Below are 24,154 nucleotides of genomic sequence, written 5' to 3' on the forward strand. Positions count from 1 at the left end.
AATCAAGCAAAGATACTTTTTTGCTGTTAATTAGCAACAAAGAGACCCAAGAATAAAGAGTTAACTTTTATAAGTTAGCTTTAATAAAAAAACAACCATATTTATTTAAAATGGTTGTTTTTGAATATTTACTTGTCTTCTTTTGGAGGTAGTATTTTAAATTTAGTTTCTTTTAAAACTTTCTTATTAGCTATTCTTTTCTCAAAAGAAAGTAGAAGAGAAGGTAATAATAGTAAGTTTGAAACCATAGCTAATAATAATGTAATTGAAACTAGACCTCCTAATGCAATAGTACCTCCAAAACTTGAAATAGTAAATACTAAAAAACCGAAGAAAAGGACTATTGAAGTATAGAACATACTTACTCCAGTTTCTCTTAATGCTGAATAAACAGCAGGTTTTATTTTCCAGTTATTGGCCAGCAGCTCTTGTCTATATTTAGCTAAGAAGTGAATAGTATCATCTACTGAAATACCGAAAGCAATACTAAAAACTAAAATTGTTGAAGGTTTAATAGGTATATCAAAGAATCCCATCAATCCACCAGTAATTAATAAAGGAAGCATGTTAGGAATTAATGATATTAATATCATTTGAGGTGAACGGAACATCCACGCCATAAAAATAGATATTAATATAATAGCTAATGATAGTGAAATAACTAAGTTTTTAATTAAATAGTTGGTTCCTTTTAAAAACACTAATGCTTTCCCTGTTAATGAAACATCAAATTTTTCATCAGGAAATTGCTTATTGATTACAGCTTGTAGTCGTTCTTGGATAATATCCATTTTATCAGTACCAATATCTTTCATAAAAGTGGTAATACGTGCATAACGACCAGTACTATCCACAAAATTTTTTAGCATTCCAGAGTTACTATCTGAGTTTTTAGTGTACGAAAAAATGTAGCTTTTTTCTTGACTTGTTGGAAGTTGATAGTATTTAGGATTTCCGTTATAGTAGGCTTGCTTAGAGTATTTTACAAGATTGGTTATAGATATAGGCTTGGATAATTCAGGGAAAGTTTCAATAGTTTCATTGAGTTTTTCCATCTTTTTTAAAGTAGAAAGCTTCATAACACCTTTTTCTCTCTTGGTGTCAATTAAAATTTCTAGAGGCATAATTCCCCCAAACTCATATTCAAAAAACTTAATGTCTTTATAAAACTGTTTTCCTTTAGGCATATCTTCAATCAAACTACCTGATACACGAATCATGTAAAGGCCAATCATACTTAAAATTATTATGGAAACAGTAGTGATATAAATGGCAATTCGTTGTTTTTTTACCATACGTTCCATCCAAGAAACAACATTTCCCATCCATTTTTTTTCTAAATGGTTCAAATGTTTCTGCTCTGGAAGAGGCATAAAACTATATATAATTGGAATGATTAATAATGCTAGAATAAAAATACTGATGATGTTTACAGAGGCTAAAACACCAAACTCTCGCATTAGTCTACTTTTAACAAATATAAAAGTGGCAAAACCAGAAGCGGTAGTAATATTGGTCATTAATGTAGCATTTCCAACTTTTGAAATTACACGTTGTAAAGATTTAGCCTGATTTCCGTGTTTTTTTACTTCTTGTTGATATTTATTAATTAGAAAAACTGCATTGGGTACACCAATTACAATAATTAATGGTGGAATTAGAGCAGATAATACTGTAATCTCATAGCGGAATAATCCCATAAACCCAAAAGCCCATGTTACTCCAATGCTAACTACAAGTAGTGTAATAAAAGTGGCTCTAAATGAACGAAAAAAGAAGAAAAAGATAATGGCTGTTATTAATAATGCACCAATTACAAAAATTCCCATTTCGTCAGTTATATTCTGAGAGTTTAAGGTTCTAATGTAGGGCATACCAGAAACACGAACATCAATATTATGATCTTTTTCAAAAGAGTTTATAGTTGGAATTAGAATGTCGAACACAAAATCTCTACGAATAGGGGTGTTTACAATATCTTTGTTTAAATAAATTGCTGTTTGTAAAGTGCCTTTATCGTTGTATAATAGGTTGTTATAAAAAGGTAGCTTCTCAAAAAGTTGTTTTTTTATATTTTTTATTTCTTCATCAGTCGAAGGAGCTTGTTCAAAAAGTGGTTCAACAACAAATTTTCTTTGTTTTCTATCTGCTTTTAACTGCTGAACATCAGCAATAGAAACAGTAAAATCCACTTGTGTTAAACTATCTAAATCTTTAACAAGTTTATTCCAAGCATTGAATTTTTGAGGAGTAAATATTGTAGAATCTTTTACTCCTAATATAATGAGGTTGCCTTCTTCTCCAAAAATTTCTAAAAACTTATTGTATTCTATATTAACCTCATGGTCTGTAGGAAGTAAATTGGCTTCTGTATAGGAGAAGCGCATATGTTTCATTTGAGTGACTAAAAGCCCTGTAATTATAGCAATAGTAATTAAAACTAAGTAACGATTTCGCAATAAGAAGCCTGCGATTTTAGTCCAAAAAGTCATCCAAAAAAAATTTCAGCAAAGTTATGCTAAATGAATTAATAAAACGAAAAAAAGAGCATCATATGATGCTCTTTTTTAACTATTTCTTAAAAGAAATTATACAGTCATAATTTCTTTTTCTTTAACAGTATACTTTTCGTCGATTATTTTTACGTAATCGTCAGTTAATTTCTGAACATCAGCTTCAGCATTTTTCTTCATATCGTCAGAAATATCAACTTTTTTAATTTCATTGTTTGCGTCTTTACGAGCATTACGAACACCTACTTTAGCGTGTTCAGCCTCTGCTTTTGCTTGTTTAGCTAATCCTTTACGACGCTCTTCTGTTAATGGTGGAACATTAATTATAATATTTTCTCCATTATTCATTGGGTTAAAACCGATGTTAGCAAGCATTATTGCTTTTTCGATTTCTTGTAACATGTTTTTTTCCCATGGTTGAACTGATATGGTTCTAGCATCAGGAGTGTTTACGTTTGCCACTTGTGATAATGGTGTTTGAGAACCGTAGTAATCTACCATAATCGTACTTAACATAGCAGGAGTAGCTCTACCTGCTCTAATACCTGCTAGTTCTTTTTCTAAGTGGCTAATAGCTTTATCCATTGCCTCTTTAGTCGAATCTAAAATAAAATCAATCTCTTCGTTCATTTTGTTCGTATTTAAAACCTCAAATAGGTTGAGGGTAATTTTTCGGTTTATTCGTTGTCAACTATTGTTCCAATATTTTCTCCAGAAACAAGTTTTAGAAGGTTTCCTTGTGTGTTCATGTCAAAAACAATAATTGGTAATTTGTTTTCTTCGCTCAAGGTAAAGGCTGTCATATCCATTACTTTTAAGCCTTTTTCAATAACATCTTTAAATGTAATGTTTTCATACTTAACAGCATCTTTATCTTTTTCAGGATCTGCTGTATAAATACCATCAACACGTGTACCTTTTAAAATGGCGTCTGCATTTATTTCAATAGCCCTTAAAACAGCTGCAGTGTCGGTTGTAAAATACGGATTTCCTGTTCCTCCACCAAAAATTACTACGCGTCCTTTCTCTAAGTGACGATTAGCTCGACGCTTAATATATGGTTCTGCAATTTCTTTAATTTCAATAGCAGTTTGTAAACGAGTGTGAATTCCTTGGTCTTCTAAGGCACTTTGTAAAGCTAAGCCATTAATACAAGTAGCTAACATTCCCATATGGTCACCTTGTACACGGTCCATACCTTGGCTAGCACCAGCAACTCCTCTAAAAATATTTCCACCACCAATTACAATGGCTACTTCTACACCCTTATCTATAACTTGTTTTATCTCTTGGGCATACTCTTTAAGTCTGTTTGGGTCAATTCCATATTGACGCTCACCCATTAGTGCCTCACCACTTAATTTTAAAAGAATTCTTTTGTATTGCATTTGTTTTGTTGAAAGTTGTGCAAAGCTACATATTTTTTTTATTCTAATTTTAACACATAAAAAAAAACCATCCAAAAATGGATGGTTTCATATAAAATTGTCGTTGAGAATTATCCTAAAGTAACCCTTACGAAGTTTTTAACTTCAACATCACCGTAAGAAGAAACGTATTCTGCAACAGTTTTCTTTTCGTCTTTAATAAACTTTTGATCTAATAAACATTGTTCTTGATCTAAAGTAGTATTGTCAGAGATAAATCTTTCCATTTTACCTGGTAAGATTTTGTCCCAGATTTGTTCTGGTTTACCTTCAGCTTTTAATTGCTCTTTAGCTTCTTCTTCAGCTTTCGCTAAAGCTTCATCAGTTAATTGTAAACGAGAAACAAATTGAGGAACGTTCTTTAAAGTTTTACCTAAACGTACTAATTCTTCGTTGTCTTTTTTAATCGCAGCAATTCTAGCTTCAGTTTCAGAAGCTACATAAGCAGGATCAAAATCTTTGTAAGATAAAGAAGTTGCTCCCATTGAAGCAGCTTGCATAGCTAAGTCTTTAGTTAACTCAGCAGCATTATCTACAGCAGCAGTTAAACCTACCATTGCAGCAATTTTACCAACGTGAGTATAAGCTCCTACGTATGGTGCTTCAATTCTTTCGAAAGCAGTGATATCGATTTTTTCACCGATAACTCCTGTTTGCTCGATTAATTTTTCAGCAACAGTTACACCACCAAAATCAGCAGCTAAGAACTCTTCTTTTGTTTTGTGGTTAAAAGCGATGTCAACAAATTCTTGCGCTAATGCTTTGAATGAATCGTTTTTAGCTACGAAATCTGTTTCACATGCTAATACGATAGCAACACCATATGTGTTGTCATCGCTAATTTTAGTGATTGCCACACCTTCAGTAGACTCACGATCTGCTCTTTTAGCAGCAATCTTTTGTCCTTTTTTACGTAAAATTTCAATAGCTTTATCAAAATCACCTTCAGCTTCTACTAATGCTTTTTTACAATCCATCATACCAGCTCCGGTAGTTTCTCTTAATTTCTTTACGTCTGCAGCGCTAATTTTTACTGACATTTCTATCGTTATTTTTTAGTTGTAAATATATTGTTGTACAAAGTTGTAAAAATTTAAAGGTTCCAATGTAATGAAACCTTTAAATTAAAAAATTATTTTGCTTCTTCTTTTGCTGGAGCGTCAGCTGTTTTTTCAGCTTTAGCTTTTTCCTTATCAGCTTTTCTTTCTGTTAAGCCTTCAGCAATTGCATCAGTTACATACGATAATACTTTATCGATAGATTTAGAAGCATCATCATTTGCAGGAATTACAAAATCGATTGGTCTTGGGTCCGAGTTTGTATCAACCATTGCAAAGATTGGAATGTTTAATTTTTGTGCTTCAGCAACAGCAATGTGTTCTTTCTTTACATCAATTACAAATAAAGCTCCTGGTAAACGAGTCATATCAGAAATTGAACCTAAGTTCTTTTCTAATTTTTCACGTTGACGAGTAATTTGTAATTTTTCTCTTTTAGATAATGCATCAAAAGAACCATCAGTCTTCATTCTATCAATAGAAGTCATTTTCTTAACGGCTTTACGGATAGTAACGAAGTTTGTTAACATACCACCTGGCCAACGCTCAGTAATGTAAGGCATGTTTACAGCTTTAGCTTTTTCTGCAACGATATCTTTAGCTTGCTTTTTAGTAGCAACGAATAAGATTTTACGTCCTGAGTTAGCTATTTTTTGTAACGCAGCAGAAGCCTCGTCAATTTTAGCTGAAGTTTTGTACAAATCGATGATGTGAACACCATTACGCTCTGTATAAATGTATGGAGCCATGTTAGGGTTCCACTTTCTAGTTAAGTGTCCAAAGTGAACACCACTTTCTAATAATTCTTGAATGTTTGCCATTTTAATAAATGTGTTTACGTTCTGTTTTCGCAATATTTCAGTAGTTATTAAGTCTGAAATATTTAGATACTAAACTGTTAAAAATTGATTTATAAATAACAGTCTCGAAACATTTAAATACTGAAACAAGTTCAGTAAAATATTAACGTTTAGAGAACTGGAATTTCTTACGTGCTTTCTTCTGACCGAATTTCTTACGTTCAACCATTCTTGGATCACGAGTTAATAATCCTTCTGGCTTTAATACAGCTTTGTTTTCTTCGTTAATAGCTACTAATGCTCTAGTAATTGCTAAACGAATAGCTTCAGCTTGACCAGTAACACCACCACCGTATACGTTTACTTTTACATCGTAAGCCTCTAAGTTTTCAGTTAACATTAAAGGTTGTTGAACTTTGTATTGTAAAGTTGGTGTAGTGAAATAGTTTTTAAACTCTCTTTTGTTGATAGTGATGTTTCCACTTCCTTGAGAAACATAAACACGAGCAACAGCTGTTTTTCTTCTACCTATTTTGTGTACAGTTTCCATAATTATTTAAGATCGTTAAGGTTAATAGTTTTAGGCTTTTGAGCTTCTTGACCATGCTCTGTACCTGCGTAAACATATAAGTTTTTGTATAACGCGCTACCTAAACGGTTTTTAGGTAACATACCTTTAACTGCTTTTTCGATTAATCTTGTAGGATCTTTTTCGAACATTTCTGAAGCAGTTAATGATCTTTGGCCTCCTGGATAACCTGTGTGACGAATGTAAGACTTGTCTGTCCACTTTTTACCAGTTAGGTTAATTTTTTCAGCGTTGATAATAACAACGTTGTCTCCACAATCTACGTGAGGAGTATAATTTGGTTTGTACTTACCTCTAATAAGTTTTGCAACTTTAGAAGCTAGACGACCCAATGTTTGCCCGTCCGCATCAACTAAAACCCACTCTTTGTTTACGGTAGCTTTATTAGCTGATACTGTTTTGTAACTTAATGTGTTCATAATTACACGATTAGTTTTTGTTTATTAATAATTAAATTTTATCCTTTAAAAAGGTCTGCAAATGTACGATTAATTATTTGATTGACAAATAGCGTGTTAGTTTAATTTTTCTATTGCTTATTTTAACTGAGTAAAGAGTATAAAAAAAAGCATGCTAAAGGCATGCTTTTTTTGAATTATGTGTTTAAAAATTACTCCACTTTTTGATCTAATAAATCAAAGAACTGATTTAATCTTGGTAAAATGATAATTTTTGTACGTCTATTTTTGGCTTTGTTAGCAGGACTGTTGTTTTCTACTAAAGGAACATAACTACTTCTACCAGCTGCGATTAATCTTTCAGGAGCAACATTATACTTTCCTTGTAACTCACGAACGATAGCAGTAGAACGTAAAACACTTAATCCCCAGTTGTCTTTTAATGCCGAACCAGCACTTACAGGAGTGTTATCAGTATGTCCTTCAACCATTACATCCATTTGAGGCTGTCCGTTAACTACAGTAGCAACTTTTTCTAACACTTTAGAAGCTTTGTCGTTAATAGTGTAACTTCCACTTTTAAATAATAACTTGTCGGAAATTGAAATGAATACAACTGTTTTTTCAACATTTACTTCAATATCTTCGTCATCAATACCGTCTTGTAATTCTCTTTTTAAGTGAAAAGCAACTACTAAGTTTAAAGAATCTTTTTTAGAAGCAGCTTCTCTAATTTTGTTGATGTACTTATCTTTCTTGCTTAATTGAGATAATGTCTCTTTAATGTTATCATTAGCGCCTTTAGTTAAAACTGTTAAGTTTTCAACTTGTTGTAAAGTGTTTTCTTTATCTCTCTTTAGTTCTGTAACTCTAGACTCTAAAGAAAATGCCTTTTCTTCACAGTTTTCTTTTTCAACTAAACATTTGGTCAAGTTAGCTTTTACAGCTAGTAATTCTTCTTTAGTTTGTTCGTGTTTAGCTTTTATAGCTTCTAATTCTTTCGTTGAAGCACAAGATGCTAATAAGATTGAAGCAGTAAGGAATAAAAATATTTTTCTCATTTTATTCTATTTTTTAGATATATTAAACGTTGAGCAAATTTATAAAAATGAAGACACAAAAAAGAGAATTAACAATCTTTTATGAAGTGTGAATATATTATTTTTGTGACTAAATTTTTTAAAGATGATTAAAAGGATAACGCTTTTAGTAGTTTCATTATTGTTAGTAATAGCTTGTAAGGAAGAAAAAAAAGAAAAGATAACTAAATTACAAGGAGCTGTTTTTGGGACTACATATCATATAACCTATTTGAATAAGGTTGATTATCAAAAACCTATTGATAGTTTGTTTAATTTGGTAAACAAATCATTGTCTACATACATGCCTACTTCTGATATTTCAAAAATTAACCAAGGAGATACCACTGTAATAGTTGATGATATGTTTGTAGAAGTTTTTGAAAAGGCTAAAAGAATTTACAAGGAAACTGATGGTTATTTTGATCCGACGATTGGTAGACTGATAGATGCTTACGGCTTTGGCTCAGGAAAAGAAAAGAAAGATTTGACCTCTGAAGAAATAGCGGCTTTGATGGAGAATGTAGGATTTGATAAAGTTGTGTTAAAAAACAGAAAAGTTCATAGAGATAGTGAAAATATAGAGTTTAATGTTAATGCTTTTGCTAAAGGTTATGGAGTAGATGTTGTTGGGAGGTTTTTAGAGTCGAAAAACATTGATGATTACATAGTAGAAATAGGAGGAGAGATTAGAGCTAGAGGAACAAAAGACGGAAAGCTTTGGAAAGTAGCGATTGAAAAGCCAAATGCTGATGGAACACGTTCTGTTCAAAAAATAATTGAGCTGGATAATGAATCTATGGCAACTTCAGGGAATTATAGAAAGTACAAGTTAAATACTGAAGGAAAAAAGATAGTACACACGGTAAATGCCAAAACAGGACTAGCAGAAGAGAGTAATTTGTTAAGTGTGTCAGTTCGATTAAAAGGTGACTGCGCCGATGTAGATGCCTATGCAACGGCTTTTTTAGCAATGGGTTTAGAAAAAACAAAAGAGTTTCTAAAAGAACATCCAGAGCTTAAAGTGGTGTTGTTATATCATAATGAAGTAGGAGAACTAGCAGAATTCGTAAACTAGTTTTTGTAACATACAGGCAAAATTTCGCCTTTCATTAAAGCAAATCGTTCTAGTTTTTCTGGAGCGATTTTTTTTGTGTAGTCTATTTCATCAACTTTAAATCCTACAGAACGTAGTTTATTAAAATAATCACGACCGTACACACGTACATGGTCGTACTGACCAAATATTTTTGCGCGTTCTTTAGGGTCGGTAATAGAATTATCTTCAAAAGTAACTTCTCTTGATAAATCCTGCGGAATTTGAAAAATACCAAATCCACCAACTTTCATTACTCGATACAATTCTTGCATCGCCTTTGTGTCGTTAGGAATGTGTTCTAATACATGGTTACAAAATACGACATCAAAAGAGTTATCTTTAAAAGGAAGATCGCAAATATCGGCTTTTACATCCGCAATAGGCGATTCTAAATCAGAAGTAGTGTACTCTAGGTTCGCTTGTTTTCTAAAAAGATCTAAAAAACATTGCTCAGGAGCGATATGTAATACTTTTAACTCTTTATCGGAAGTAAAGAAGTTACTTTCCTGTTGTAAAAAAAGCCACATTAAACGATGTCTTTCCAATGACAAAGTAGAAGGAGAAAGTGCATTTTTACGTTGAACTCCATATCCGTAAGGTAAAAACTTTTTGAATGATTTTCCGTCAATCGGATCTGTAAAGTTATCTCCTTTTAACCACCAAGTAATAATGGGACGAGCCCAATAACTGGCTTTGATTAATATAGGTCTAGGAATAGTATTAAGTATCGTTTTAAATAAAGACACAAATTATATAACTAATGGTTGTTGTCTAAATTCGTCTTCTTCATTACTTTCGATACCTAAAGCATCGTAAATATACTTAAAGGTAGATAGTAACTCTGGTTTACCATCAACTATGGCTACATCATGTTCAAAGTGTGCTGATGGTTTACCATCTAAAGTGGTAATTGTCCATCCATCACTATGTTGACGGATTTTATGAGTTCCCATATTGGTCATAGGCTCAATAGCAACTACCATACCTTCAATAAATTTTTTACCACGACCTCTACGTCCATAGTTAGGCATTTCTGGATCTTCGTGCATCTTACGACCTAAACCGTGCCCTACCAGTTCACGAACAACACCGTAGCCATGTTTTTCAGTAAAGTTTTGAATAGCAAAACCTACATCACCAACACGATTCCCTACTTTAAGTTCACGAATGCCTACATATAAACTTTCTTTAGTGATATCAAGTAGTTTTTGAGTTTCAGGGGCAATTTCACCTACAGCAAACGTGTAAGCGTGATCTCCGTAAAAATCATTTTTTATAGCACCACAATCAATAGAGATGATGTCACCTTCTTGTAAAGGTGTGTTATTTGGAATTCCATGAACCACTTGTGAGTTTGGGCTCATACAAAGTGTATTAGGGAAATCATATAGACCTAAAAAACCAGGAATAGCTCCTTGCTCACGAATAAAATCTTCAGCAAGTTTATCAAGTTGTAATGTAGTAACACCAGGTTTTACTTCTTTGGCAAGCATACCTAAGGTTTTTGATACTACTAAAGCACTTTCGCGCATTAATTCAATTTCTTCTCTAGTTTTTGGTTTAATCATGGTAAAAATATTGAGGCGCAAATTTACAGTTATTTTTGATATGGATGTTTGTATTCTTGACCAGATAGTATTTTTAAGAAATCTTCTTCAACTGAGCTACCTTCAATAGCGTGTTCTACAAAACGACCAACTTCTTTTCCGCCTTTATAAAAAATGAAGGTTGGAACTCGAATTACATTGAAACCTTCTTCTAAACCATTAGCTTTTTTCTGACGGTTCACTGTAACTAATTCAAGGTTTTTATAATCGAATTCGGCTTCGTCTAAGATTTTATAAAAATTAGGAATCTCTCTTTTACTATCTCCACACCAAGTTCCCATAAAGCTTTTTATTTTTATGTCTTTTAAATATGGTTTTAGTTTTTCTACGGTAGCTTTATCTGTTTCGTAATATGAATAAAAATCGTTGAACCACTCACTTCCGTATGGTTCTTGTTGAAAGTCTTTTTTAGTAGCAATACCAACTAAATTTCCATTTTCATTTTTTGTTGCTAGGTTCTTTGGTGTCGATGCACAAGAAATAATAAGTAAGGCTATAAAAAGGTATACGATTTTTTTCATGAAATATATTTTTAAATAAGCGAATGTTGTGTCATTTCTTTAGGTTGTTCAATACCCATTAATTTTAAAATAGTTGGAGCAATGTCGCCTAAAATACCACTTTTTATTGATTTTAACTCCTTGTCAATTAAAATCATAGGGACAGGATTGGTGGTGTGCGCTGTATGTGGTGTTCCATCTGGGTTAATCATTGTTTCACAGTTTCCATGATCTGCAATTAAAATAGTGGTATAGCCATTATTTAACGCAGTTGTTACTACGTCTTCAACACAATTGTCAACTGCTTCACAAGCTTTAACAGCAGCTTCGAAAACACCTGTGTGTCCTACCATATCACCATTAGCAAAGTTTAAACATACAAAATCAACATTACCGCTTTGTAGCTCAGGAACAATAGCGTCGCGAATTTCATAAGCACTCATTTCAGGTTTTAAATCATAGGTAGCTACTTTTGGAGATGGACAAAGCAAACGTTTTTCTCCTGTAAATTCATCTTCTCTTCCACCAGAGAAAAAGAAAGTAACGTGTGGGTATTTCTCTGTCTCAGCAATTCTAATTTGTGTTTTTCCAGCTGATTCTAATACTTCACCCAAAGTGTTTTCAATGTTCTTTCCATCGTAAATAACATGGATGTTTTTAAAAGTATCATCATAGCTTGTCATGGTAACAAAATATAACGGTAGTTTTTTTATGTTGAATTCAGGAAAATCTTTTTGGCTCAAAGCTTCTGTTAACTGACGACCTCTGTCGGTTCTAAAATTGAAGAAGATAACAACGTCGTCTTCTTTAATTGTTGTTTTTGGCTGTTGATTTTCATCAACCATTACTATTGGTTTGATAAACTCATCAGTAACATCTGCATCATAGCTTTGTTGAATACTAGCTAAAGCATCCGAAGAAAAAGTTCCTTTTCCGTTTACTAAAGCTTCGTAAGCAAGTTGCACACGTTCCCAACGATTATCACGATCCATTGAATAGTAACGACCAGTAATTGTTGCCAATTCACCCGTAGTTTCTTGCATGTGTTCTTGAATATCGTTGATGAAATACTTTCCTGATTTAGGATCACAATCACGACCGTCAGTAAAAGCGTGTAGGTATACATTATCTAAACCAAAATTGTTAGCTGCAGATAGCAAACCTTTTAGGTGATCAATATGAGAATGAATTCCTCCATTAGAAACCAATCCTAAAAAATGGATATTTTTATTGTTTGTTTTAGCGTATTCAAAAGCGTTTAGAAGTTCCTTTTCTTGTGCTAAAGTTCCTTCTTTTACAGCTTTGTTAATTTTGGCTAAATTCTGATATACAATTCTACCAGCCCCTAAGTTCATATGTCCAACTTCAGAGTTTCCCATTTGTCCTACAGGTAAGCCAACATGTTCACCATCGGTTCTTAATTGTGCATGTGGAAATTTATTGTATAACGAATTTATAAATGGAGTTTTTGCGTTGTATATAGCCGATACTTTTGGGTCTTGGGTAATCCCCCATCCATCCAAAATCATTAAAATTACTTTCTTGTTCATGTTACAAATTTACTTCTTTGTATTAAAAGTAAAATCTTTTGGATTAATAATTATGTCAAAAGAGGTAAAATTGAAAAAGTTATTGAGGTAGTTTTGCTACGTAACTAAAAAAAACAATAATATGAATAAAATAATTTTATTAGTAATAGCGATAACGAGTTTTTCAGTTGCGAATGCTCAAGTGGGAGAAGGTACAAATTGGTTGAAATTAGGAATCCATGGAGGTGCTCCTGTTGGTGATGCTTCTGATGTTTCTTCTTTTGTTTTGGGGGTTGATTTGAAATATCAGTTTTTAAATGCAGAAAGTTTTGCTATAGGAGCTTCGACAGGGTATACTCATTATTTTGGGAAAGAAGAAGGTATTATTGAATTCTCTGATTCAGGACTAATCCCTGTAGCAGGATTGTTTAGGTTTTACCCAACAAAAAACTTCTTTTTAGGAACGGATTTAGGGTATGCTTTTTTTACTGAAGGAAGTGAAACTGGTGGATTTTATTACAGGCCAGAAATAGGGTATCACAACGACGAGTGGAATATTTTCGGGTATTACCAAGGGGTTTCGTCTGATGGTATTTCTCCTTCTTCTGTAGGTGTTGGAATAAATTACAATATTATTCAAGGTAAGTAACAAGAAGATAGGGGATCTGTTATTAACACAAGGTTGGATTTTTTATAAAATTCAACCTTTTTATATTGATTAAACTAATGAGATAATATAAAGTAATGTTAAAAAGGTGGCTATCAAAGCCAGAATGTTTTTTATAAAATTAACTTGTTGTTGTCTTTTTATCTTTAAACGAATGTTTTTAAGCTGCTTTTCATTAGCAGTTTTTTTAAAAAATAATTTGTCGTTTTTTTCTTTTTGAAAACGTTCTAACTTTTCAAAAGCGCTAGTTCTTTTTCTTTTATTGTTTTTTAAACTCGTAATCATTGACGATACTGACCCACTGAAACTCATAGCAACTAATTTAAATATATAATTATTAGTATACTCGATTAATTAAATGTTACAGTAACAACATTACTTTTTATATTTACGTATAGCTTCTTTAATTTTTTCAATTCTATTTTCAGGGTCAGGGTGGGTGCTTTGAAATTCAGGAACTCTATTTGGACCAGCTGCAGCTTTTAAAATTTCCATTACGCCAATCAAGTTTTCAGGGTTATAACCTGCATCAATCATTAATTTAACACCTAACTCATCACTTTCTAATTCATCACCACGACCGTTTTTTAATAAAGTTTGTTGTCCAATACTATTCGCCAGTTCTCCTAAATCAGCGCCGACAGAAGCTCCCATGGTTAAAAGTTTCCAAAAATTAGCATCGGTAATTCGTTCGTTAGAATGTTTTCCTAAGACATGTCCTATTTCATGACCTAGTACACCTGCTAGTTGATCTTCGTTTTTTAATTGAGTGAATAAAGCATGAGTTATAAAAATTTGCCCTCCAGGTAAGGCAAAAGCATTGATTGTTTTTTCATCTCTTAATAAATGAAAATCGAATTGGTAACCTGATTTTTTAGCTACCGTGTTGTTTACGAGCTTTGCACCTACTTTATCTACAAGTACTTGAGCATTTTCATTAGGATACAAGCCTCCGTGTTGCTGAGTCATCATAGGAGCTTGTTGTAGTCCAATAGCAATTTCTTGTTCTGGAGATAAACTAACTGCTTGTGTTTTCCCTGTATAAGGGTTTACCTCTTGTTGACTGCATTTACGTAGATAGGCAAAAGCAACAATAGCTATACCTACAAGCAAACGAGTTTTTAAACCTCCTTTAATTTTCATCAATAAGTTATTTTATTAGTCCCGAAAGTAAAAGTACAAAATATATAATTTAACGGATATCAATTTTTTGTGAACTATAAAAAACTTAAATTTACACAGCAAAACAAACAACATTATGGAGCCTCACTTTGAGTTAAACGAAGTTACTAAGAAGTTACCCAAGCATTTACATAAGTTCGTGGTAAAACAACCGTATGATGAATATACGGCTCAAAACCAAGCTGTATGGCGTTATGTAATGCGTATGAATGTAGATTATTTAGGGAAAGTAGCGCATGCTTCGTACTTAGATGGATTGAAAAAGACAGGCATTTCCGTTGAGAAAATTCCTCACATGCAAGGAATGAATCGTATTTTAAAAGAAATAGGTTGGGCGGCAGTATCTGTTGATGGATTTATACCACCAAATGCTTTTATGGAATTTCAAGCATACAACGTGTTAGTGATTGCATCTGACATGCGTACGATAGATCATATTGAATACACGCCAGCTCCTGATATTATTCATGAAGCTGCAGGACATGCACCAATTATAGCAAATCCAGAGTATGCTGAATATTTACGCCGTTTTGGTGAAATTGGCGCAAAAGCGATTTCTTCAGCAAAAGATTACGAAATGTATGAAGCTATTCGTTTGTTGTCTATTTTAAAAGAAGATCCTAATTCTACTCAAAAAGATATTGATGAAGCACAAGAACAAGTTGAGTGGTTGCAAAATAACATGGGAGAGCTTTCAGAAATGGCTCAAATTAGAAATTTACACTGGTGGACAGTGGAGTATGGATTGATAGGGGCCCTAGAAAATCCAAAAATTTATGGAGCAGGGTTATTGTCTTCTATTGGAGAGAGTAAATGGTGTATGAAAGATGAGGTCGAAAAAGTTTCATATACATTAGATGCTGCGAATGTAAGTTTTGATATTACAAAACCTCAACCTCAGTTGTTTGTTACTCCAGATTTTGCTCATTTAAGTTTAGTGTTGGAGCAGTTTGCTAATAAAATGGCAATACGAACTGGAGGGTTAAAAGGAATAGAAAAACTAATAGATTCTAAAAATTTAGGAACTATCGAGTTGAGTACAGGTATTCAGATATCAGGAATTTTTACCAATGTAATAACTGATGAGAATAATAAAGCCATTTATGTACAAACAACAGGTCCCACTGCCTTAGCGAATAGAGATAAAGAGTTAATAGGTCACGGAATTACTTATCACGCTGAAGGTTTTGGTAGTCCAATAGGAAAGTTAAAAGGAATTAATATTCCGATAGAAAACATGAGTCCGCGAGATTTGAAAGCTTATGGGATTTATGAAGGAGAGCAGGTTACGTTAGAGTTTGAAGGTGGAGTAAAAGTAGTAGGAGAAGTAATTACAGGAACAAGGGATTTAAGAGGTAGGATTTTACTAATTTCTTTTAAAAACTGTATGGTAACTCATGGAGACACGTTGTTATTTCACCCAGATTGGGGAGTATACGATATGGCTGTGGGTGTAGAAGTGGTGTCTGCTTTTGCTGGTCCTGCTGACGTGGCTTCATTTGGAGATGTAGGAAAAGTATCGGAAACCAAAACGCACAAAATTCAATATTCTGATTCAGATAGAAAGTTATATAGTTTATATGACAGAGTAAGAGAACTAAGAGAAGGTGGCACGGTTTCTGAGGAAGACATTGAGGAAATTTTTACAGAAGTAAAATCAAATTATAAAAATGATTGGTTGTTGTCGTTAGAGCTGTTAGAATTGGCAACACTAAACAATTTTTCAATAAAAGGAGCGTTACGTGAATATCTTGAAGAAATGAAAAGTAACAAGAGTTACACTACGTTAATAGAAAACGGTTTACTTTTGTTGGAAAATTACCAAGAAGTATAAAATGGGATTATTTAATTTATTTAGAAAGAAGAATATGAGTAACGAAATACAGGAATATTTAGCTAAAGGAGCAGTTGTTTTAGATGTAAGGACTTTAGCGGAATGGAATGAAGGGCATAGTGAAGGAGCTAAGCATATTGTTTTAGCTACGATTCCTACAAATGTAGAGGAAATTAAATCGTGGGATAAGCCAGTAATTGCAGTATGTAGAAGTGGTGGTAGAAGCGGGCAAGCAGCAGAGTTTTTACAAAACCATGGGATTGATGTAATTAACGGAGGGCCTTGGCAAAATGTTGATCAATATTTAGTGAAATAAAATAAGAAGATTAAAAATTCATAAAAGGAAATGCTTGTAAAAGTGTTTCCTTTTTTTGTTGTAGTTTTTTCAAAAATAACTGATGAGCTTCAGATTCTGAGTTAAAAGGTTTGTGGTTTACTCCTCTTTGAATGGTTTCGACTTGCTGCATCGTTTTGCATGAATCTTCTGTAATCCAAACCTGTTTAAATTTTTCCCATATGTAATTCACAGCAGTTTTATTTGGGTGAATCATATCCTCATTATAAAAACGATAATCACGTAATTCATCCATCATAATTTCATATGAAGGAAAATAGTAAATAGCATTTCTCGGTTCCACTACTTCATGAATAGCTGAAAGTAAGTGTGCTTTACTACGTTGGTTTTCTGTAAAACCATCTTTTAAATGTCGTACAGGAGATAACGTATAAATAACTGAAATGTTTTTATTTACTGACTTAACAAGAGAGTTAATAGCTTCTAAGCTTTCAGAAATTTCATGAACGCTTAATAATTCCTTTAAAAATTTTTTCTGAGGAACTTTGTGGCAATTGGCTACAAAATTATCCGAGGCAATTTCTCTATATACCCATGCTGTACCTAGTGTAATGATAAGATGTGTGGTGTTTTGTAGTTGCTCAAAAGTTTGTTGTATGGATAAATTTAAGCTGTTTAATAATCCATTTTTGTTTATAGCGCTTAAACTTGAATGTGCTTCAAAAGAGTGCCATCGTTCATTGTGAAAAAAAACATCTTTGTCGGTATATTCTTCTTTGTTTAATGCTTTTGTAATTAAGTTTTCAATAGCCTTAGGGTGGAATAAAATACCAAAAGGGTTTTGTTTTGATTGAAACTTGTAGTAGTTAAGTTTGTCGCCAATATTTTCAGAAAAACAAGAACCAAGTAAAAGTAGTTTTGACTGATAATTAATTTGATTATGTTTTTGCTTCGTAAGTGGTATTCGCGTTTGAAGATTCATAAATTTAAAGAAAAATAACAATCAAAAATAAGTATAAAATCTTCATAAGAAGTGGTGTAGGTTTGTAATTAGTTAAAATTTGTATCTTTGTTCAAAAGAATTAAGAATACATTGAACAATATAAAATCAGTTTTTACAATTAAAGATCTTGAAAATATTTCAGGAATAAAAGCTCATACAATTAGAATTTGGGAAAAACGCTACAATCTGTTATCGCCAGAGAGAACCGATACCAATATTCGTTATTACTCTTCAGAAAATTTACAGAAATTACTAAATGTTGTCTTGTTGAATAAAAATAGTATAAAGATTTCTAAAATAGCAGAAATGTCTGATGATACTATTGTTTTAAAAGCAAGAGAGTTAGCTTTTAAAATGGCAGTAAACGATGAAGCTGTTAATTCTTTTAAGTTAGCAATGTTTCAATTCGATAAAATATTATTTAACAATGCTTACAATAGATTGTTGAAAACAAAGACTTTTAGAGAGGTTTTTAAAGATGTTTTTATTCCTTTTTTAAATCATGTAGGGTTATTATGGCAAACAGATACCTTATTGCCAGCACATGAACACTTCATATCTAATTTAATTATACAAAAAATTCAGATTAACATAGAGAAGTTAGAGTACGTTAGTAATAACTCAGATACAAGTTATGTGTTGTTTCTTCCAGAAAATGAAATTCATGAATTAGGGCTTATGTATTTAAATTATGAGCTTATATTAAGGGGGTATAATACTATTTATCTAGGGCAAAGTTTACCCTTGGATAACTTAAACTACTTTTTTAAAAATGAAACAAAAATTTGTTTTATTACTTCCATGACTGTTCAGCCATATGAAGATAAAGTAGAAGAATATTTTTTTGAAATAGACAAAATGTTAGAAAATACTAATCATGAGCTAATAGCAATAGGAAATAAAGCGATGACGGTTAGTCATATTGATTTTAAAGCGAAAATAACGATGTATCCTTCTTTGGTGGCGTTATTAGAGCGGTTTTAATATCGTGTTTAACTTTTTTTTGTTTTTATTAAACAAAATAAGTAACTTTGAAGTGTGTTTTAAAATTAAAGCACATTTTTTTGGCAAAAACTATTTTTGTTTAATGTTTTTTGTTTTAAGATAAACAAAGTCTGCGGTAGCTGAAAAACAGACTTAAAAAAATAAAAGAGTATGCAATTAATCTAAAGAGTGTAATTATGAAATCAAAAAAATTAACATTGGTATTTTTTTTAGGACTTTTTTTAAGTTTTAATCTTTTGACGTCATGTAGTGATGATGATCCTGTGGTAGAAAAGCAGAAAAATATAGTTGATACAGCAGTTACAGATGCAAATTTAAGTATTCTTGTGTCTGCTTTACAAAAAGCAGATTTAGTATCGGCTTTGGAAGTTGATGGAGCTTTTACGGTTCTAGCACCTACAAATACAGCATTTCAAAACTTATTGGATAGCAATGATTCGTGGAGTACTTTAGATGATATTCCGGTAGAAACACTAAAGTCAGTATTGTTGTTTCATGTAATAAGTGGAGAAGTAAAGGCAGCTGATTTATCCAATACCTACGTAAATACATTGTCAACAGGTCCAAACGATGAAATGTTGTCATTGCAAGTGGAAGTTGATGGGGCAGTAGAGTTTAATGGAGATTCAAAGCCAATTGCTACAGATATTATGGCTTCAAATGGAGTTATACACACAATTGATAAGGTAATGTTGCCAGCTAATGTAGTAACCTTAGCGTTGAATAATAGTAGTTTTACCTCTTTGGTTGCAGCTTTAACAGATAGCCGTCATACTACTGATTTTGTTTCTTTGTTAAGTCAAGAAGGACCTTATACAATATTCGCTCCAACAAATGATGCATTTCAAGCATTATTAGATAGTAACGATTCTTGGAACTCGTTAGCAGATATTCCAATCGCAACATTAGAGGCAGTGTTAAAATATCATGTATTTGCTGGAGGAAATGTGCAATCAGATGAATTAAGTGATAATCAAGAAATCACAATGTTTGATGGAAGTATAGTGACTGTTGATTTATCAAATGGAGCAAAATTAGAAACAAGTTCAGGACAATCTGTTGTAATTTCATTGACAGATGTACAAGGAACAAATGGTGTAGTTCATGTAGTAGATAGTGTTCTTTTACCATAAACTTAATTTAATGTATTGATTGCGAGCGATTTTTTTGTTCGCAATTAATTTTAATTATCTTTATAAGAAATAATTTGAAAAAAAAGGTATATATAGTAGGCTCAGGTTTTTCTTCTTTATCAGCTTCTTGCTATTTAGCAAAAGCTGGATATAAAGTGGTAATCTTGGAAAAAAATGGCACAATTGGTGGTAGAGCAAGGCAGTTATTAAGAGAAGGTTTTACTTTTGATATAGGGCCTACATGGTATTGGATGCCAGATGTTTTTGAAAAGTTTTTTGCAGACTTTGAAAAGAAACCTTCAGATTACTATGAGTTAGAAAGATTAAACCCTGCTTATGAAGTATACTTTGGAGAAAAAGATTCAATAGTAATTCCAGGAACATTAGAGGAGATTTATGAGGTTTTTGAAAAAGAAGAAAAAGGAAGTTCAAAACACCTGAAGTCTTTTTTAAAATCAGCAAAATATAATTATGATGTTTCTATAAATGATTTAGTTTATAAGCCAGGAGTTTCTCCCTTAGAGTTGGTAACTCCAGTTACTATGGGAAAGATATTTCAGTTTTTTTCTACTATCAGACATGAGGTAAGAAAGAAAATTAAAAATAAAAAACTAATTCAAATTTTAGAGTTCCCAGTATTGTTTTTAGGTGCAAAGCCTAGTAATACACCTGCTTTTTATAATTTTATGAATTATGCCGATTTTGGCTTGGGTACATGGCACCCAAAAGGAGGAATGTATAAAGTAATTGAGGCTATGACTACACTAGCATCGAGCTTAGGTGTGAAATTTCAAACCAATGTAAATGTTGAAGAAATTGTAGTAAACGATAAAGGTGAAGCAGTTGGGGTTGCGGTAGATGGAAAATTAATGAAATCTGATGTAGTGTTAAGTGGAGCAGATTATCATCATACTGAAACTTTACTGCCTAAATATTTAAGGCAATATTCAGAAAGTTATTGGGATAAAAAAACATTTGCGCCTTCATCTTTGCTTTTTTATGTAGGGTTTGACAAGAAGTTAAAAAATGTATGTCATCATACCTTGTTTTTTGATACAGATTTTGATGCGCATGCGAAAACAATATATGATGTTCCTTGTTGGCCAAAAGAACCATTGTTTTATGCTAGCTTTCCCTCAATTACAGATGGTTCTTTTGCGCCTAAAGGAAAAGAGGCTGCTACTTTTTTAATTCCATTGGCGCCTGGTATAGAAGATACTCCGGAGCTAAGAGAACGTTATTTTAATATTATAATAGAGAGGTTAGAAAGACTAACAAATCAATCAGTAAAAAAACATGTGTTGTTTAAAGAAAGCTTTTGTGTAAATGATTTTATTAAGGAATATAATTCGTATAAAGGAAATGCCTACGGTTTGGCAAATATTTTAACACAAACAGCATTTTTAAGACCAAAAATAAAAAGTAAAAAAGTAGAGAATTTATTTTTTACAGGACAATTAACGGTACCAGGACCAGGAGTTCCTCCGTCTTTAATTTCAGGAAAAATAGCTTCAGATTTAATTTTAAAAACGTATAAAGATGAAACAATTATTTGATGAGGTTTCTTATGCATGTAGTAAGTTAGTAACTCAAAAATACAGCACCTCATTTTCGTTAGCTACGAAGATGTTATCACCAAAAATACGTACAGATATTTATAATATTTATGGTTTTGTACGCTTTGCGGATGAAATAGTAGATTCTTTTCATCAGTACGATAAGAAACAATTATTATTAAAGTTCGAAAGAGATTATTACGAATCTAAAAATAGAGGAATTAGTTTAAACCCTATTTTAAACTCGTTTATACATACTGTAAATAAGTACAAAATTTCTGATGAGCAGGTTCAGGCTTTTTTAAAAAGTATGAAAGCAGATTTGTATAAAACAGCATATACAACTACAGAAGAGTATAATGAATATATATATGGTTCTGCTGATGTTGTAGGGTTAATGTGTTTAAAGGTTTTTGTAAATGGGAATCAGCAAAAATATGAGGAGCTAAAAGAGCCTGCAATGCGTTTAGGGTCAGCGTTTCAAAAAGTAAATTTTTTAAGAGACTTAAAAGAAGATTTTAACGAATTGAATAGGTCTTACTTTCCAAATATCAATTTTGGAGATTTAAGTACAGAAGGAAAAAATGCAATTATTAAAGAAATAGAAGATGATTTTGATGTTGCTTATAAAAACGGAATTTTAAAGCTGCCTGTTGAAGCAAAATTTGGAGTATATATGGCATATAGGTATTACAAAAAACTATTAAAAAAGCTAAAAAACACACCTTCAACAAAAATCATGGACACAAGGATTCGAATTTCAAACCCGATGAAAATTAATCTTCTAGCAAGAAGTTATGTAAGGTATAAATTAAACTTTTTATGATAAAAAGTGGTATCTTAGGAGTACTGTTATTTATGTCGATAATAAGCTTCAATAATGCACCTAATCATGTTAAAAAATACCATGAATTAGTTACAAAAGAAGCTGAGTTAGCCTATATAGCCAATTATAAAAATAGTAAAGAAGTGAGTATTCAAGGCTATATAATTTCTCTTGAAATGAAACAGGCAAAATATAAAATAATGCCTTGGAGTAAACTAAAAGTTTTTAACACAAATAAAAACAAATTAGAAGAGTTGATTTTAAAGAATCCTAATAATGTTCACCTAAGGTATCTAAGGTTAATAATACAAGAAAATACACCAAGTGTTTTAGGATATACATCTTCTATTAAAAAAGACAAGCAGTTTTTAAAAGAAGTGCTTCAAAAAAAAGACAGTGTAAGTTATTTACATACATATATAATTAACAATACATCATTATGAATATAGTAATTTACATAGCAGTAACTACACTAACGTTTATTGTTATGGAGGGGGTTACTTGGTGCACGCATAAATATGTGATGCATGGGTTTGGTTGGTACTTACATGAAGATCATCATCAACCAGGATATCCACATGTTTTTGAAAAAAACGATGCTTTTTTTGTTGTCTTTGCAATACCTAGTATGTTATTGTTTTACTTCGGAATTCGACCAGAGTTAAACTTTTTGTTTTTCATAGGTCTGGGAATATTATTTTATGGTATTGCTTATTTCTTGGTGCATGATGTGTTAATTCACAGAAGGTTCAAGTGGTTCGACAAAACAAACAATCAATACTTAAAAGGATTGCGAAAAGCACATAAAATTCATCATAAACATTTGGGGAAACACGACGGAGAATGTTTCGGTATGTTGTTTGTGCCCTTTAAATATTTTAATAAAAGACAGTGAGTCAGTATTTATATCTAATATTAAATCTAGGCAGTTTAAGTATTCCGCTATTGTATAGTGTTTTTGAAAAAAAACTACACTTTATACAATATTTCAAACAAGCAGCGCTTAGTATTTTGTTAGTCGCCTTGTTTTTTTTAATCTGGGACAGTTGGTTTACGCAAATGGGAGTATGGGGATTTAATCCAGATTATCATTTATCGCTAAAACTGCTGAATATGCCAATAGAAGAATGGATGTTTTTTTTCTGTATACCCTATGCATGTTTGTTTACACATGAAGCGTTGAAGTTTTTATTTCCAAAGTTTAAAATGTCAAAATCTGCGACAGTAATCATAAGCTTTTTCCTCATTGTTTTAGTGAGTTTATTGTTGATTTTTAACTTCGGAAAGTGGTACACCACAGTAAATTTTGTGCTGTTTTTACTTTTGTTAGGTTATGCGCTAAAGAATCATTTAAATACATTGCAAGAATACTACCCTAGCTTCTTGGTAATATTAATTCCTTTTCTACTAGTCAATGGAATTTTAACAGGAAGCTTTATAGAAGAACCGGTGGTTTGGTACAATAACGCAGAGAATTTAGATTTTAGAATTTTTACGATACCTATAGAAGATGCTTTTTATGCATTTACAATGTTATTTTCAGTACAGTTAATTTTTAATTTCTTAAAAAACAGAAAACTTGAAAGAAAATAAATACATACGTTTTTTAATATTCTTAATAGCTAACCTTTCAGCCTTAGGTATTGGTGTTTGGTTAATGAATGAAGGACCAAGAACAGATTGGTACTTGTCTTTAAATAAAGCTCCATGGACACCAGCAGGCTGGGTTTTTGGAGTAGCTTGGACAATCATTATGGTATTGTTTTCTTTATACATGACAAAAGTGAGTTTTCAGCATGAATTTTTAAACAAAAAGGTACTCATTTTATATGTAGATCAGTGGATTTTAAACGTAAGCTGGAACTATATTTTCTTTAATCAACATTTAACAAAATTAGGCTTGGTTGTAATCGCTTTATTATGGCTACTTATTGGGTATTTCACTTTTGAGTATGTAAAAAGAGTAAGGTGGTATACTCTATTTATACTTCCATATTTAATATGGATGACGATTGCAACTAGTCTCAACGCATATATTGTATTAAATAATTAAA

The 24,154-nt window shown here is 32.0% G+C and carries 27 protein-coding genes; 12 read left to right on the forward strand and 15 right to left on the reverse strand.

Annotation, left to right across the window (positions count from 1 at the left end; translation table 11 throughout):
* Positions 1–128: 128 nt before the first annotated feature.
* The 8 genes from NH341_RS04160 to NH341_RS04195 form a co-directional block, all read right to left on the reverse strand.
* Positions 129–2,492, reverse strand: a complete 2,364-nt coding sequence (locus tag NH341_RS04160; protein WP_253055741.1) for an RND family transporter — start codon at positions 2,490–2,492, stop codon at positions 129–131.
* A 96-nt stretch (positions 2,493–2,588) separates the two neighbouring features.
* Positions 2,589–3,143 (reverse strand): ribosome recycling factor, encoded by a 555-nt coding sequence (gene frr, locus NH341_RS04165; RefSeq protein ID WP_047789996.1) that lies wholly within the window; start codon positions 3,141–3,143, stop codon positions 2,589–2,591.
* A gap of 47 nt (positions 3,144–3,190) precedes the next feature.
* The gene (gene pyrH, locus NH341_RS04170) at positions 3,191–3,901 is read right to left on the reverse strand and encodes a UMP kinase (RefSeq protein WP_047789997.1); all 711 of its coding nucleotides are present in this window, start codon (positions 3,899–3,901) and stop codon (positions 3,191–3,193) included.
* A gap of 110 nt (positions 3,902–4,011) precedes the next feature.
* Positions 4,012–4,980, reverse strand: a complete 969-nt coding sequence (tsf, locus tag NH341_RS04175) for a translation elongation factor Ts (RefSeq protein ID WP_125065929.1) — start codon at positions 4,978–4,980, stop codon at positions 4,012–4,014.
* A 92-nt stretch (positions 4,981–5,072) separates the two neighbouring features.
* Entirely contained in the window at positions 5,073–5,819 is a 747-nt protein-coding gene (gene rpsB, locus NH341_RS04180; protein ID WP_125065928.1) for a 30S ribosomal protein S2, read from the reverse strand.
* Between the two features lie 142 nt (positions 5,820–5,961).
* Entirely contained in the window at positions 5,962–6,348 is a 387-nt protein-coding gene (gene rpsI / locus NH341_RS04185) for a 30S ribosomal protein S9 (protein WP_047790000.1), read from the reverse strand.
* A 2-nt stretch (positions 6,349–6,350) separates the two neighbouring features.
* Positions 6,351–6,806, reverse strand: coding sequence for a 50S ribosomal protein L13 (rplM, locus tag NH341_RS04190; protein WP_047790001.1), 456 nt, complete (start codon positions 6,804–6,806; stop codon positions 6,351–6,353).
* 191 nt (positions 6,807–6,997) lie between these two features.
* Positions 6,998–7,846: an OmpA family protein gene (locus tag NH341_RS04195; protein ID WP_159614269.1), complete on the reverse strand. Its 849-nt coding sequence runs from the start codon at positions 7,844–7,846 to the stop codon at positions 6,998–7,000.
* 124 nt (positions 7,847–7,970) lie between these two features.
* Here NH341_RS04195 and NH341_RS04200 point away from each other — a divergent pair, with 124 nt between their 5' ends.
* The gene (locus NH341_RS04200; protein ID WP_159508969.1) at positions 7,971–8,942 is read left to right on the forward strand and encodes an FAD:protein FMN transferase; all 972 of its coding nucleotides are present in this window, start codon (positions 7,971–7,973) and stop codon (positions 8,940–8,942) included.
* Here NH341_RS04200 and NH341_RS04205 read toward each other — a convergent pair.
* From NH341_RS04205 to gpmI, 4 genes are read right to left on the reverse strand one after another with little or no spacing between them, the layout of a single operon-like run.
* Entirely contained in the window at positions 8,939–9,709 is a 771-nt protein-coding gene (locus NH341_RS04205; protein WP_253055742.1) for a methyltransferase domain-containing protein, read from the reverse strand. The two genes, NH341_RS04200 and NH341_RS04205, sit on opposite strands and share 4 nt — an antisense overlap.
* A gap of 3 nt (positions 9,710–9,712) precedes the next feature.
* A complete protein-coding gene (gene map / locus NH341_RS04210; protein ID WP_047790005.1) occupies positions 9,713–10,531 on the reverse strand; it encodes a type I methionyl aminopeptidase in 819 nt (272 codons plus the stop codon).
* A gap of 29 nt (positions 10,532–10,560) precedes the next feature.
* Positions 10,561–11,091, reverse strand: a complete 531-nt coding sequence (locus tag NH341_RS04215) for a thioredoxin family protein (RefSeq protein ID WP_159614265.1) — start codon at positions 11,089–11,091, stop codon at positions 10,561–10,563.
* An 11-nt stretch (positions 11,092–11,102) separates the two neighbouring features.
* Complete coding sequence (gpmI, locus tag NH341_RS04220; protein WP_253055743.1) at positions 11,103–12,620, reverse strand: 2,3-bisphosphoglycerate-independent phosphoglycerate mutase; 1,518 nt, start codon at positions 12,618–12,620, stop codon at positions 11,103–11,105.
* 121 nt (positions 12,621–12,741) lie between these two features.
* On the opposite strand from gpmI, the gene NH341_RS04225 reads away from it, so the two are divergent.
* A complete protein-coding gene (locus tag NH341_RS04225; RefSeq protein WP_047790008.1) occupies positions 12,742–13,248 on the forward strand; it encodes a hypothetical protein in 507 nt (168 codons plus the stop codon).
* Between the two features lie 69 nt (positions 13,249–13,317).
* Here NH341_RS04225 and NH341_RS04230 read toward each other — a convergent pair whose 3' ends face one another.
* Both NH341_RS04230 and NH341_RS04235 read right to left on the reverse strand, forming a co-directional pair.
* Positions 13,318–13,578, reverse strand: a complete 261-nt coding sequence (locus tag NH341_RS04230; protein WP_143157133.1) for a hypothetical protein — start codon at positions 13,576–13,578, stop codon at positions 13,318–13,320.
* Between the two features lie 63 nt (positions 13,579–13,641).
* The gene (locus NH341_RS04235; protein WP_047790010.1) at positions 13,642–14,409 is read right to left on the reverse strand and encodes a M48 family metalloprotease; all 768 of its coding nucleotides are present in this window, start codon (positions 14,407–14,409) and stop codon (positions 13,642–13,644) included.
* A 115-nt stretch (positions 14,410–14,524) separates the two neighbouring features.
* Between NH341_RS04235 and NH341_RS04240 the strand changes: the two genes are divergently transcribed.
* Both NH341_RS04240 and NH341_RS04245 read left to right on the forward strand, forming a co-directional pair.
* Positions 14,525–16,282, forward strand: coding sequence for an aromatic amino acid hydroxylase (locus NH341_RS04240; RefSeq protein WP_253055744.1), 1,758 nt, complete (start codon positions 14,525–14,527; stop codon positions 16,280–16,282).
* Positions 16,283–16,316: 34 nt separating this feature from the next.
* On the forward strand, positions 16,317–16,598 hold the full coding sequence (locus NH341_RS04245; protein ID WP_073182694.1) for a rhodanese-like domain-containing protein: 282 nt from the start codon (positions 16,317–16,319) through the stop codon (positions 16,596–16,598).
* 10 nt (positions 16,599–16,608) lie between these two features.
* Here the strand turns inward: NH341_RS04245 and NH341_RS04250 are convergent, their stop codons facing one another.
* Positions 16,609–17,559: a GSCFA domain-containing protein gene (locus NH341_RS04250; protein ID WP_073182057.1), complete on the reverse strand. Its 951-nt coding sequence runs from the start codon at positions 17,557–17,559 to the stop codon at positions 16,609–16,611.
* A gap of 87 nt (positions 17,560–17,646) precedes the next feature.
* Here NH341_RS04250 and NH341_RS04255 point away from each other — a divergent pair, with 87 nt between their 5' ends.
* The 8 genes from NH341_RS04255 (at position 17,647) to NH341_RS04290 (ending at position 24,153) form a co-directional block, all read left to right on the forward strand.
* Positions 17,647–18,564 carry a MerR family transcriptional regulator gene (locus NH341_RS04255; protein ID WP_073182055.1) on the forward strand — a complete coding sequence of 306 codons (918 nt, stop codon included), beginning with the start codon at positions 17,647–17,649 and terminating at the stop codon, positions 18,562–18,564.
* A 197-nt stretch (positions 18,565–18,761) separates the two neighbouring features.
* Positions 18,762–19,718 carry a fasciclin domain-containing protein gene (locus NH341_RS04260; RefSeq protein WP_253055745.1) on the forward strand — a complete coding sequence of 319 codons (957 nt, stop codon included), beginning with the start codon at positions 18,762–18,764 and terminating at the stop codon, positions 19,716–19,718.
* A 74-nt stretch (positions 19,719–19,792) separates the two neighbouring features.
* A complete protein-coding gene (locus NH341_RS04265) occupies positions 19,793–21,274 on the forward strand; it encodes an NAD(P)/FAD-dependent oxidoreductase (RefSeq protein WP_253055746.1) in 1,482 nt (493 codons plus the stop codon).
* Positions 21,258–22,100 (forward strand): phytoene/squalene synthase family protein, encoded by an 843-nt coding sequence (locus NH341_RS04270; RefSeq protein WP_047790016.1) that lies wholly within the window; start codon positions 21,258–21,260, stop codon positions 22,098–22,100. The genes NH341_RS04265 and NH341_RS04270 overlap by 17 nt, the downstream gene beginning before the upstream one ends.
* Entirely contained in the window at positions 22,097–22,543 is a 447-nt protein-coding gene (locus NH341_RS04275; protein ID WP_159508953.1) for a hypothetical protein, read from the forward strand. The genes NH341_RS04270 and NH341_RS04275 overlap by 4 nt, the downstream gene beginning before the upstream one ends.
* Positions 22,540–22,995 (forward strand): sterol desaturase family protein, encoded by a 456-nt coding sequence (locus NH341_RS04280; RefSeq protein ID WP_172644857.1) that lies wholly within the window; start codon positions 22,540–22,542, stop codon positions 22,993–22,995. Before NH341_RS04275 ends, NH341_RS04280 begins: the two co-directional genes overlap by 4 nt.
* On the forward strand, positions 22,992–23,693 hold the full coding sequence (locus tag NH341_RS15390; protein ID WP_239178097.1) for a lycopene cyclase domain-containing protein: 702 nt from the start codon (positions 22,992–22,994) through the stop codon (positions 23,691–23,693). The genes NH341_RS04280 and NH341_RS15390 overlap by 4 nt, the downstream gene beginning before the upstream one ends.
* A complete protein-coding gene (locus tag NH341_RS04290; RefSeq protein WP_159508951.1) occupies positions 23,680–24,153 on the forward strand; it encodes a TspO/MBR family protein in 474 nt (157 codons plus the stop codon). The genes NH341_RS15390 and NH341_RS04290 overlap by 14 nt, the downstream gene beginning before the upstream one ends.
* Position 24,154: the final 1 nt, after the last annotated feature.

This window comes from Tenacibaculum sp. XPcli2-G, assembly GCF_024124505.1.
GTDB classification, from domain to species: Bacteria; Bacteroidota; Bacteroidia; order Flavobacteriales; family Flavobacteriaceae; genus Polaribacter; species Polaribacter mesophilus.